The 12,216-nt window shown below is 57.6% G+C and carries 10 protein-coding genes and 1 tRNA gene; 1 reads left to right on the forward strand and 10 read right to left on the reverse strand.

Translation table 11 applies throughout. The annotated features are described in order from the left end of the window. Nucleotides 1–85: 85 nt before the first annotated feature. The 3 genes from EGT36_RS09195 to EGT36_RS09205 all read right to left on the reverse strand — a co-directional run bounded on the left by EGT36_RS09195 (nucleotide 86) and on the right by EGT36_RS09205 (nucleotide 2,302). Nucleotides 86–526, reverse strand: a complete 441-nt coding sequence (locus EGT36_RS09195) for a DUF2948 family protein (RefSeq protein WP_004439923.1) — start codon at nucleotides 524–526, stop codon at nucleotides 86–88. Nucleotides 527–640: 114 nt separating this feature from the next. Beyond that, nucleotides 641–1,933 carry a UDP-N-acetylglucosamine 1-carboxyvinyltransferase gene (murA, locus tag EGT36_RS09200; protein ID WP_004439925.1) on the reverse strand — a complete coding sequence of 431 codons (1,293 nt, stop codon included), beginning with the start codon at nucleotides 1,931–1,933 and terminating at the stop codon, nucleotides 641–643. Nucleotides 1,934–2,035: 102 nt separating this feature from the next. Continuing rightward, nucleotides 2,036–2,302 (reverse strand): hypothetical protein, encoded by a 267-nt coding sequence (locus tag EGT36_RS09205; RefSeq protein ID WP_004439927.1) that lies wholly within the window; start codon nucleotides 2,300–2,302, stop codon nucleotides 2,036–2,038. 156 nt (nucleotides 2,303–2,458) lie between these two features. On the opposite strand from EGT36_RS09205, the gene EGT36_RS09210 reads away from it, so the two are divergent. Further along, a tRNA-Thr gene (locus EGT36_RS09210) sits at nucleotides 2,459–2,533 on the forward strand. 201 nt (nucleotides 2,534–2,734) lie between these two features. Here the strand turns inward: EGT36_RS09210 and EGT36_RS09215 are convergent. From EGT36_RS09215 to EGT36_RS09250, 7 genes are all read right to left on the reverse strand, one after another. Next, a complete protein-coding gene (locus EGT36_RS09215; protein ID WP_004439930.1) occupies nucleotides 2,735–4,072 on the reverse strand; it encodes a flagellin N-terminal helical domain-containing protein in 1,338 nt (445 codons plus the stop codon). Between the two features lie 259 nt (nucleotides 4,073–4,331). Next, the gene (locus EGT36_RS09220) at nucleotides 4,332–5,681 is read right to left on the reverse strand and encodes a flagellin N-terminal helical domain-containing protein (RefSeq protein WP_125270319.1); all 1,350 of its coding nucleotides are present in this window, start codon (nucleotides 5,679–5,681) and stop codon (nucleotides 4,332–4,334) included. A 268-nt stretch (nucleotides 5,682–5,949) separates the two neighbouring features. Further along, nucleotides 5,950–7,299 carry a flagellin N-terminal helical domain-containing protein gene (locus EGT36_RS09225; RefSeq protein ID WP_125270319.1) on the reverse strand — a complete coding sequence of 450 codons (1,350 nt, stop codon included), beginning with the start codon at nucleotides 7,297–7,299 and terminating at the stop codon, nucleotides 5,950–5,952. A gap of 346 nt (nucleotides 7,300–7,645) precedes the next feature. After that, on the reverse strand, nucleotides 7,646–8,989 hold the full coding sequence (locus tag EGT36_RS09230; protein WP_107340470.1) for a flagellin N-terminal helical domain-containing protein: 1,344 nt from the start codon (nucleotides 8,987–8,989) through the stop codon (nucleotides 7,646–7,648). 587 nt (nucleotides 8,990–9,576) lie between these two features. Continuing rightward, nucleotides 9,577–10,587: a flagellin N-terminal helical domain-containing protein gene (locus EGT36_RS09240; RefSeq protein ID WP_006698203.1), complete on the reverse strand. Its 1,011-nt coding sequence runs from the start codon at nucleotides 10,585–10,587 to the stop codon at nucleotides 9,577–9,579. Nucleotides 10,588–10,958: 371 nt separating this feature from the next. Further along, nucleotides 10,959–11,696, reverse strand: a complete 738-nt coding sequence (gene fliP / locus EGT36_RS09245) for a flagellar type III secretion system pore protein FliP (RefSeq protein ID WP_037090918.1) — start codon at nucleotides 11,694–11,696, stop codon at nucleotides 10,959–10,961. Next, nucleotides 11,693–12,193 (reverse strand): flagellar basal body-associated FliL family protein, encoded by a 501-nt coding sequence (locus tag EGT36_RS09250; protein WP_125270321.1) that lies wholly within the window; start codon nucleotides 12,191–12,193, stop codon nucleotides 11,693–11,695. The genes fliP and EGT36_RS09250 overlap by 4 nt, the downstream gene beginning before the upstream one ends. Nucleotides 12,194–12,216: the final 23 nt, after the last annotated feature.

Raw genomic sequence — 12,216 nt, forward strand, 5'->3', positions numbered from 1 at the left:
ACTTACCGCAGAACGATTGCGGCTCTGGTATGTGGCATAAATCGAAACGGGACGGAAAGGCAACCGTCCCGACAGTCCGGAAAGCTTATTCGCTGTCGGGATGATGCGGTTTGGTGGCGGTTTCCCACGCACCGCTCACATCAGTCAACTGCGCCTCGATGCATTCGACATCAAGCGCGATGGTGCCGCCGCCGGAAAGGGCCAGTTCCACAAGGCCATCCGGGCCTTCGCCATTCGGTGTGAAACGTATCGCCAGAAGCGAAAGAACCTGCTCCCTGTCGGCCAGGTTGATGGACTGCGAACGAACGGCGGAGACACGCTTCAGGAAAACAACTGTGCGGCAGCGTTCCGGCGGCAGGTGCTTTTTATCGGCGCTTTCCCAGACGAAACGGTTGGCGGAAAAGGTGAACTGGCCGTGTTTCGGCTCGAAGGCAACATCCTTCAGCTTGAAGACACTGTCCTGCATATGGGTCGAGATGACGGAGAGATCTTCAGTATCCAGCGCGAGCAATTTCAGGCCGCTCATCTTTTTCTTCCTTCTTGTGCGGTGCGGACCGCTATTTCCATGACTTACAATGGAAATAGGCAGTCCCGGCCCGCTGTGCAACGGGTAGAAAACGGATGAGCGGCTATGAATGGATCAATCGCTGACGCGCTCGACCAACGCGCCGCAGCGGGTGAGCTTTTCCTCGAGGCGTTCGAAGCCGCGGTCTAGATGATAGACGCGCGACACCATGGTCTCGCCCTCGGCCACGAGGCCGGCAATGACCAGCGACACGGAAGCGCGCAGATCGGTCGCCATCACAGGCGCACCCTTGAGGCGGGAAACGCCTTCGATGCGGGCCATCTGACCGGAAAGCGAAATCTTCGCACCGAGCCGGGCAAGCTCCTGCACATGCATGAAGCGGTTTTCGAAGATCGTTTCGGTGATGTGGGAAACGCCCTGGGAACGGGTCATCAGCGCCATGAACTGCGCCTGCAGGTCTGTCGGGAAGCCGGGGAACGGTTCAGTGACGACATCGACCGGCTGAATGCCATTGCCGTTGCGCACCACGCGCAGGCCGGTTTCCGTCTCGCTGATCGTGGCGCCCGCGAGCCGGAGCGTATCGAGTGCATTGTCGAGCAGCGATGCGCGCGTGCCTTCCAGCACCACATCACCGCCGGTCATGGCCACTGCCATGGCATAGGTGCCGGTTTCAATACGATCGGGCAAAACCCGGTGGCGCGCGCCGGAAAGCGAGGTGACGCCTTCGATGGTGATGGTGGAGGTGCCGGCGCCTTCGATCTTCGCGCCCATTGCGATCAGGCAGTGCGCCAGATCGACAACCTCGGGCTCGCGGGCGGCGTTGTGGATGACGGTTGTGCCGCGGGCAAGGCTTGCAGCCATCAGCATCACATGCGTTGCGCCAACCGAAACTTTGGGGAAGGTATAGACCGCGCCGATGAGGCCGCCCTTGGGGGCCGAGGCATTGATGTAGCCGCCATCGATCTCCATCGTCGCGCCGAGCGCCTGCAGGCCCTCGATGAACAGGTCAACGGGACGCGTGCCGATGGCGCAGCCGCCAGGCAGGGAGACGCGGGCGCGGCCCTCACGCGCCAGAAGCGGGCCGATGACCCAGAAGCTTGCACGCATCTTGGAGACCAGCTCGTACGGAGCGGTGGTATCGACAATGGTGCGGCAGGTGAAATGCACGGTACGGGAATAAGCTTCGCCCTGGCTTTCGCGGCGGCCATTCACGGAAATATCCACGCCGTGATTGCCGAGGATACGGATCAGCTGCTCCACGTCAGCCAGATGCGGCACGTTTTCGAGCGTCAGCGTATCGCTGGTCAGCAGCGATGCGATCATCAGCGGCAAGGCGGCGTTTTTGGCGCCGGAGATGGGGATGATGCCGTTGAGCTTGTTGCCACCCGTAATTCTGATGCGATCCATGCGTCCCTACGGGCCTGTGCCCGCCTTTCTTTATCGTGCCTTGCGGAAAGGCGCGTCCTTAGACGAATTTCCGCGGCGTTTCAATTTTATGCTGTGAATTCTCTATGAGGATGATTCGTCCGTTTTTGCGGCAGGCAGGCCAATGGTGTCGTCTGCGTCGCCGGCACGGCGCGCGCGAACCTGTTGTTTGCGCTTCAAAAGATTTTCGCGAAGTTTCTTCGCGGCACGCGCCTTCCGTTCCGCCTCGCGCTGGCGCGCCTTTTCGCCGGGCCCCGCCTGCGGCTTGCCGCTGGCCGCCGCGTCGGATGCGCCCGCGGAAAAGTCCCCGCAGAGCGCTGTCTTCACCTGTTTGTCGTGATGTTCGGTCATAGATTCAGCAATATCTGAAAAATGCTGTTTTCAACAGGGGGGGGCGCTTTTTTGCGCCGCTTGATGAAGAATATCGTTTTGCGACTTGCGCTCGTCAAAAACCTGTGGCAATAGGCCGCCACGCTTGATGCTGAAGCGATCGCTTCGGCACCGGATGCTGCTATAGCTCAGGGGTAGAGCACTCCCTTGGTAAGGGAGAGGCCGAGAGTTCAAATCTCTCTAGCAGCACCATTTTACCTTAACAATTCAAGAAGTTGCGCGCTTACTCAAGCCCTGCACCCCGCATGTTGCTCACCGCATTCCGGAGTGTTGCCGCTTGGTGAAAGCTTCGCAAAAGCGAAAACCGCGCCCCTTGCGAAGCGCGGTTTCCACATCCGAATATTCTGTTGCTGCCAGAGCGGGACGAAACCGCCCGTAGCCAACGGGCGCCGCTTACTGACGGAATAGCGACAGGATATTTTCGGAACTGGTATTGGCGATGGAGAGCGACTGGATCGCCAGCTGCTGCTGCGTCTGGAGAGCCTTGAGCTTGGTGGATTCCTCGTTCATGTCCGCATCGACGAGGCGGCCGATGCCCTTGTCGATGGAGTCTGTCAGCTTGGAGACGAAGTCTTCCTGCAGATCGAGGCGCATCTTGATCGAGCCGAGATCGGCGCTTGCGCTGATGAGCGATTCCAGCTGGGTGTTGACGAACTGGATCATGTTATCGAGACCTTCGTTTTCGGTCAGCGGCTGTCCCTTTGAATTGGTCAGGCCGGCCAGGTCCTTCGTGATGTCGAGGTCGATCAGCGAGTAGTCGAGCTTCTGCGCCATCTGCGAATCCGCTGCGGCGGTTTCCAGATAGATATTGTTGCCGGACGTTCCGCCGGTGCCGATCGCGGTTACCGTGGTGCCGGCAGGTGTCGGCGCCGTGTTGTTGGCCTTCACGTAAAGCGCTTCGCCGGCGGCGTTTTCACCGATCTTGAAGTAGGTGCCGTTGTTTCGTGCAGTGGTGGCGGCAGCGACTGTAACGAGGCCGGTTACCGGGTCTGCGGCGGAAACCGTGGTTGTCGTGCCCGAGGGGAAACCGAGAAGCTGCGCTTCGGTAAACACCTTTGCGGTATAGGGTGTTGTTGTGGGGACACCTGCGGGCGTCGTTGTCGTGATCTCGAAATCGCGAAGAGCGCCGGTATCGGAGTAATAGGCGGCGCTGTCGAGAATGCCGTTTTTCGTCGCGCCGGTGGTCGTATCGAAAAGCGCGGTCTTGTTGTCGACCTGAATGTTGATGGTCTTGACGGCGACATTACCTGCACCGTCACGGATGAAGGAGCCGACGACCTGCTTGGTGATGGGCGTCAGATTGCCGGAGGCGTCGCTGATCTTGCCCTTCAGCCAGTTTTCACCGGAGAAGGAGGCGGATTCGCCAATGCTCTTCAACTGGTCCTGAAGCTGGCGGATTTCTTCCTGGATCTTGGCCTTGTCGACGCCGGCTTCGCGGGCGGCAACCAGCTTCTTGCTGATTTCCTTGACGACATCGACGGTGGTTTCCATGGCGGAATAGGCGGTATCAACCTTTGCGGCGCCGAGGCCGAGAGCGTCCTGTACGGCGGAGAGGGCGCCATTATCAGAACGCATGGTGGTCGCGATCGACCAGTAGGCGGCATTGTCGGATGCGGTCTTGACGCGCATGCCGGAGGAAACGCGCGACTGGGTTTCTTCCATGTTGCTGCCGATGGCGCGAAGAGTCTGGAGGGCGGCCATGGCCGCAACGTTGGTCAAAATGCTGGTCATAATGATTTGCCCCTTGATTGGCTGAAATGAAAAGGGACATTCCGGATTGCCGCCGGGAACGATCGAGCGGCTTGATGCCTGTTAACCTCTTTTTCGTCTTGGTTAACCAATCGTTTCGATGACCAGTTTTTAGGGCGCGAATGGTTAACAAAGCCTAAACCTGTATTAATAAAATTAGGAAATAATAATTTCTATTAACGATAACGAAAAAACCGCGCCGTTTCGGGCGCGGTTCGCATTTGACGATTGAGTGTCGGAATTAACGGAAGAGCGAGAGAATGCTCTGGGAGTCGTTGTTGGCGATCGACAGGGCCTGAACAGCGAGCTGCTGCTGGGTCTGAAGGGCCTTCAGCTTGGTGGATTCTTCGTTCATTTCCGCGTCGACGAGGCGGCCGATGCCCTTGTCGAGCGAGTCAGTCAGCTTGTTGACGAAGTTTTCCTGCAATTCGATGCGCATCTTGACCGAGCCGAGGTCGGCGGCGGCGGATGTCATGCTCTGGAGCTGCTTGTCGACGAAGGAAACCATGGCGTCGAGCGCCTGCTCGGGCGTCAGGGTCACGGTGGCGGGGCCGACGAGATCCTTGGTGATGTCCAGCGAGGTCAGGGAGTAGGACAGTGACTTTGCGAGCTGACCGTTGGCATCCGTTCTCAGGTAGACGTTTTGGCCATCTTTCGTGGTGCCGATTGCGGAGGTGCCGAGCGCTTTCTGAGCTGTGTCGATGGCGCCGGTGCCCGTCGAGGCAGTCGCTGCGGTGCCGTCGCCCATGACCTTGACATACTGATCGTCACCGATTTTCAGGTATGCGCCGTTCTCTGCGGCCGAAGCGTTGGCGACAACGACCAAGCCGGTAGTCGCATCCGCAATCGCAGTGACCGGGGTTGCAGCCGCGGCAGGGGTCAGGCCCTTAAGCTGTGCTTCGGTGAAGACCACCGCTGCCTTAACCGTGGTGGCCTTTGCGGCGCCGACGCCTGTCGTGATTTCGAAGTTCTTGTATGAACCCGTCGAGGAATAGACGGCGTAGGCATCGAGAATACCCTGCTTGTCTTTTGCCGCGCCGGACGAGGTGTCGAACAGAACCGTCTCGTTGCTCAATGCGACATTGATGGTCTTGACGGAAACGTTGCCGCTGTTATCGCGGATGAAGGAGCCGACGACCGCCTTGGTAATGTCGGAGAGGTTGCCCGTGCCATCGCTGATCTTGGCCTGCAGCCAGTTCTCACCGGAGAAGGAGGAGGAGCTGGAGATGGACTTCAGCTGGTCCTGCAGCTGGGAGATCTCTTCCTGGATCTTGGTCCGGTCGACGCCTGCTTCGCGGGCGGCCACCAGCTTGTTCTTGATCTGCTTGACGACCTCGATCGAGGATTCCATGCCGGCATAGGCGGTGTCGACCTTGGCAGCGCCGAGGCCGAGGGCGTCCTGGACGGCGGAAAGGGCGCCATTATCCGAACGCATCGTGGTCGCGATGGACCAGTAAGCGGCATTGTCGGAAGCTTCCCGGACGCGCTGGCCGGAGGACACGCGGTCCTGCGTGGCTTCCATGTTCTGGCCGATGGAGCGCAGGGTCTGGAGTGCAGTCATCGCTGCGATGTTTGTCAAAATGCTCGTCATAATAAATTGCCCCTGTAATGGCTGATTAGAAAAGGGACATTCCGGCTCACCGGGAGCGGCGTACAGCATCATGCCTGCTGACCGGCTACTTTCTTGAAGGTCAGCCCGCCGCTTACCATCTAAAAAACTGAAACGTAATATTTGCCATCGGTGTCCGGACGGGCTGCCTTGAGCGGCCTTCACGATCATCGCTTTGAAACGAGGGCGATAAAACGAAAAAACCGCGCCGTTTCGGGCGCGGTTCGCATTTGACGATTGAGTGTCGGAATTAACGGAAGAGCGAGAGAATGCTCTGGGAGTCGTTGTTGGCGATCGACAGGGCCTGAACAGCGAGCTGCTGCTGGGTCTGAAGGGCCTTCAGCTTGGTGGATTCTTCGTTCATTTCCGCGTCGACGAGGCGGCCGATGCCCTTGTCGAGCGAGTCAGTCAGCTTGTTGACGAAGTTTTCCTGCAATTCGATGCGCATCTTGACCGAGCCGAGGTCGGCGGCGGCGGATGTCATGCTCTGGAGCTGCTTGTCGACGAAGGAAACCATGGCGTCGAGCGCCTGCTCGGGCGTCAGGGTCACGGTGGCGGGGCCGACGAGATCCTTGGTGATGTCCAGCGAGGTCAGGGAGTAGGACAGTGACTTTGCGAGCTGACCGTTGGCATCCGTTCTCAGGTAGACGTTTTGGCCATCTTTCGTGGTGCCGATTGCGGAGGTGCCGAGCGCTTTCTGAGCTGTGTCGATGGCGCCGGTGCCCGTCGAGGCAGTCGCTGCGGTGCCGTCGCCCATGACCTTGACATACTGATCGTCACCGATTTTCAGGTATGCGCCGTTCTCTGCGGCCGAAGCGTTGGCGACAACGACCAAGCCGGTAGTCGCATCCGCAATCGCAGTGACCGGGGTTGCAGCCGCGGCAGGGGTCAGGCCCTTAAGCTGTGCTTCGGTGAAGACCACCGCTGCCTTAACCGTGGTGGCCTTTGCGGCGCCGACGCCTGTCGTGATTTCGAAGTTCTTGTATGAACCCGTCGAGGAATAGACGGCGTAGGCATCGAGAATACCCTGCTTGTCTTTTGCCGCGCCGGACGAGGTGTCGAACAGAACCGTCTCGTTGCTCAATGCGACATTGATGGTCTTGACGGAAACGTTGCCGCTGTTATCGCGGATGAAGGAGCCGACGACCGCCTTGGTAATGTCGGAGAGGTTGCCCGTGCCATCGCTGATCTTGGCCTGCAGCCAGTTCTCACCGGAGAAGGAGGAGGAGCTGGAGATGGACTTCAGCTGGTCCTGCAGCTGGGAGATCTCTTCCTGGATCTTGGTCCGGTCGACGCCTGCTTCGCGGGCGGCCACCAGCTTGTTCTTGATCTGCTTGACGACCTCGATCGAGGATTCCATGCCGGCATAGGCGGTGTCGACCTTGGCAGCGCCGAGGCCGAGGGCGTCCTGGACGGCGGAAAGGGCGCCATTATCCGAACGCATCGTGGTCGCGATGGACCAGTAAGCGGCATTGTCGGAAGCTTCCCGGACGCGCTGGCCGGAGGACACGCGGTCCTGCGTGGCTTCCATGTTCTGGCCGATGGAGCGCAGGGTCTGGAGTGCAGTCATCGCTGCGATGTTTGTCAAAATGCTCGTCATAATAAATTGCCCCTGTAATGGCTGATTAGAAAAGGGACATTCCGGCTCACCGGGAGCGGCGTACAGCATCATGCCTGCTAACTTGCTGATTTTAAAAGGTTAGCTCACCGCTTCGATGGCTCTAGCTAACTGCCTTATGGTTAACAAATACTTAAAGTAGTAAAAATCTCTCGATAAAATTTATACGTGCATACCATCTAAAAAACTGAAACGTAATATTTGCCATCGGTGTCCGGACGGGCTGCCTTGAGCGGCCTTCACGGTCATCGCTTTGAAACGAGGGCGATAAAACGAAAAAACCGCGCCGTTTCGGGCGCGGTTCGCATTTGACGATTGAGTGTCGGAATTAACGGAAGAGCGAGAGAATGCTCTGGGAGTCGTTGTTGGCGATCGACAGGGCCTGAACAGCGAGCTGCTGCTGGGTCTGAAGGGCCTTCAGCTTGGTGGATTCTTCGTTCATTTCCGCGTCGACGAGGCGGCCGATGCCCTTGTCGAGCGAGTCAGTCAGCTTGTTGACGAAGTTTTCCTGCAGTTCGATGCGCATCTTGACCGAGCCGAGGTCGGCGGCGGCGGATGTCATGCTCTGGAGCTGCTTGTCGACGAAGGAAACCATCGCGTCGAGATACTGGTTTTCCGAGACTGCCGAGCCGTCACTGTTCTTGAACGTGCCGGTCAGGTCCTTGGTGATGTCCAGCGACGTCAGCGAGTAGGTGAGCTGCGTTGCGAGCTGGGCGTCAGCGCCTTCTTCCAGGTAGATCTTGGTGGTGCCATCGAGGCCCACGGCAATGCTGGTCTTGGTTGCCGGAGCTGTCGGCGCAGTCGTGTTGATTTTCACGTACTGGTCGTTGCCAAGATTGAAGTAGGTGCCGTTGACGTTGGGGACCGTCGTGTCGGCGTTAGCGATCGTGACGATACCCGTTGCGGCGGCGGTGGTGAAGGTGACGGCGGTACCGGCAGTTGCTTCCTTCAGGCCCTTCAGCTGAGCTTCGGTGTAAACCTTGGCTGCGGCAACCTTGGTTACCGGCTGTGCGGCGCCAGCGCCGTCCGAGTCATTGGTGATTTCGAACAGCTTGTAGCTGCCGGTGGAAGAAAAGTAGGCAAAGGAGTCGAGAACGCCCTGCTTGTCTTTTGCAGCGCCCGAAGACGTGTCGAACAGTACCGTGTTGCGGCTCAGGTCAACGTTAACGGTCTTTACGGAGACGTTACCGGCGGCATCGCGAATGAAGGAACCAACGATCTGCTTGGTGACGTTCTTCAGTTCGCCGGCACCGTTGCTGATGGTTGCCTGCAACCAGTTTTCACCGGAGAAGGAAGAGGAGCTGGAGATCGACTTCAGCTGATCCTGAAGCTGCGAGATTTCTTCCTGGATCTTTGACTTGTCTACGCCGGGTTCGCGAGCAGCGACCAGCTTGTTCTTGATTTCCTTAACGACGTCAATGGACGATTCCATACCGGAATAGGCGGTATCAACCTTGGCAGCGCCGAGGCCGAGGGCATCCTGCACGGCAGAAAGGGCGCCGTTGTCGGAACGCATCGTGGTCGCGATCGACCAGTAAGCAGCGTTATCGGAAGCTTCGCCGACGCGCTGGCCGGAGGAAACGCGGTCCTGCGTCGTTTCCATGTTCTGGCCGATAGAACGCAGGGTCTGGAGTGCAGACATAGCTGCGACGTTAGTAAGAATGCTCGTCATGGTAGATTTGCCCCTTGAATGGCTGATTAGAAAAGGGACATTCCGGACTCACCGGGAACGGCGCACAGCATCATGCCTGCTAACCGGCTGATTTTTAAAGGTTAGCTCACCGTTTCGATGGCTTTAGCTAACCTTTATATAGTTAATGAACACCTAAGGATTTTCTAAAAAATGCATTCCGAAGATTTGTTCTGCAACCCTTACGCGTGCGCGCGCGTATTCTGAAATGTTTAAAAAAAAATGAAGCCGCACCCGTTGCCGGATGCGGCTTTGTCGACAGGTGATGTGCTCGGGTCAGCCTCCCTTGCACTCGCCCCATTCACGCGATCGCGAGACGGTCAGCCCCCGCTTGCAATCGCGTCATTCATGTCATTCTGGTCGCGGCTATCCGCTGTCCATGGGTAAAATCTGACAGCCGGTGCTTTCCAAATCACTAATTTAGACGAGTACCAAAGCCCTTGCTGGGATCGTGGTAAATCCTTCGAAAATAAGGATGGTAAACAAATTCTGCCGGGGATTTGGCAGTATGCAACAAACAAAACCGCGCCCTTTCGGGCGCGGCTTGCATTTCGTCATTTACGATCCGATTAACGGAAGAGCGACAGGATGTTCTGCGAGTCGCTGTTGGCGATCGAGAGAGCCTGGATTGCCAGCTGCTGCTGTGTCTGCAGAGCCTTAAGGCGGGTGGACTCTTCGTTCATGTCGGCGTCGACCAGGCGGCCGATACCCTTTTCCATCGTGTCGGACAGCTTGGTAACGAAGTCTTCCTGCATGGAGATGCGGTTGGAGACTGCACCCAGATCAGCAGCGGCGCTGTTGAGGGTTTCAAGCTGCTTGTCGACGTGGCTGATGAGCTTGTCGAGGATGTCGTTGTCCGTGGCAGCGGCGGTGCCGAGCATCGTGGCGCCAGCGCCCTTGTAGATCGACAGGTCCGAAATATCGAGGTTCGAAATGGACTGCTTTACACCGTCTGCGACTGCAGCCTTGTCGAGGATGCCCGTGCCCTTACCGTCCGTTACAGCGCCGGTGTCGAACAGAACGTTCGAGCCGCTGAGCTGCACATCAACGCGCTGAACCTTAACGGCGCCAGCGGAGTCACGGGTGAAGGATGCGACAACCTGCTTCTTCAGGTTTGCGATAGCCGCGTCGTCGGTGCCGGCAGCGAACGCTACGCCATCGTTGGACGCCTTGGTCTTCAGCCAGTTTTCGCCGTTGAAGGTTGCGGAGTCGGCGATGGAGGTCAGCTGCTTCTGGAGCTGGCCGATTTCCTTCTGGATCTTTTTCTTGTCGGCGGTCGGGTCCTGGGCAAGGATGAGCTTGTCCTTGATTTCCTGAACGACCTTGATGGTGGCTTCCATGCCCGCATAGGCAGTGTCGACCTTGGCGGCGCCAATGCCGAGAGCGTCGGAAACGGTGGAAAGGGCGGAATTGTCCGAGCGCATGGTCGTTGCGATGGACCAGTAAGCAGCGTTGTCGGCGGCGGAGCTTACCTTCTGGCCGGTCGAGATGCGGCCCTGCGTCGTTTCCATGTTCTGGCCGATAGAGCGCAGGGTCTGGAGTGCAGCCATAGAGGAGGCGTTGGTGAGAATGCTTGCCATAGTATTTGTCCCTTGTGTTTACGAGATACTGGAGTTGGGGACATTCCGGACTGTGTATTACCGGTCACAACGTTTCGGCTTCATGCCACTCGGTTCAGAATTACTTGCTTCTGGAAACCAAACCCGCTGTGTGTGAGGCGAATTTCGCAGTCAAAACTTGCATAATTATTAATTTACGAATGAAGAAATATTAGAAAATACATATGGTTACTGGTTTGTTTCTATGAAAGGTAAGTTTTTAATTTAAAATTATAGTTATTCATCCGCTAGCGAAGCTGGTAACCAAAGTCTTAAAACGCCAAAACCCCGCGGCCTTGGGCACGCGGGGTTAAGAAACAGGGTTAATGGGTGTCAGTTAGGCACAGGCGCCTTCAGTTGAACGATCTGACGAGGCTGCCGACAAGCAGGTTCCAGCCGTCGATCAGCACGAAAAACAGGATCTTGAAGGGCAGGGAGATGGAAGTCGGCGGCAGCATCATCATGCCCATGGCCATGGTGATGGTGGCGACGATCAGATCAATGACCAGGAACGGCAGGATGATAAGGAAACCGATCTCGAAACCGCGCCGGATTTCCGACAGCATGAAGGCCGGAACCAGCACTCGATAATCGACGAAGTTGTCGGTCATCACTTCCTGGCCGCGTTCGCGGGCAATATCCACGAACAGCTTCAGATCCTTGTCACGCGTATTGGCATTCATGAAGGTGCGAAAGGGCTCGGCGATGCGCTGCACGGCCTGCTGCTCGTTGATCTGGTTCTGCAACAGCGGTTGCACGCCATCGGTCCAGGCTTTGTCGAAGGTGGGCGACATGACGTAGAAGGTCATGAACATCGCCATCGACAGAAGGATCATGTTCGACGGCGTAGAAGCGAGCCCCATGCCGGAGCGCAGGATAGAGAAAGCGATCACGAAGCGCGGAAAGCTCGTGACCATGATCAGGATGCCGGGCGCGACGGAAAGAACCGTCAAAAGCCCGAAGGTGCGGATGATCCATGCCGCGACAGACCCGTCTATCTGCGTGTTGAACAGATCGGACGGAAATTGCTGGGCATTGGCAAGGCCCGGCAAAGCGAGGAGGACGGCGATGGTTACAAGAAATCGAATCATTCGATGACAAAGGTCCGGAACATGACCTTGGATACGCGCCCTTGAGAGCGCAGGTCAACTCGTTCCTGAATGTCATCCTTAAGATATTGAAAGCCGCGCGGCCCTTCCAGCTGCTGAAGGGAAACGGTGCGGACATAGGCCATGATATCCTGATGGATATCCTCGGCCAGTCCGACTTCCACCGGCCCCTTGAACATCAGCGCCACCTCCAGCCGCACCCAGTTCGTCGAGGGGTAGGCGAGATTGGTGGTGATGGGATCGAGCTGGACGATACCGTTCGGTTCGGCCGCGATTTTCTCGACACCCTCTTCCTTCTTCTCGCCATGACCATCGGCCGCAGCGGTGGCATGGGCCTCGGTTGCGGCAATCTTCGGTGCGATCATGCCGCCGACGAGCCAGCCTCCGCCCACGCCGAGTAGGGTGAGGATCACAACACCTGCGATGGTCATGATCAGAGTGGAGGATTTCTTCTTGCCCTCTGCCTGTTCGTTTTCCATGGATCAGTCCGTTCCCCGTGTGC

The organism is Agrobacterium sp. FDAARGOS_525 (assembly GCF_003938925.1).
Classification (GTDB): Bacteria; Pseudomonadota; Alphaproteobacteria; order Rhizobiales; family Rhizobiaceae; genus Agrobacterium; species Agrobacterium pusense.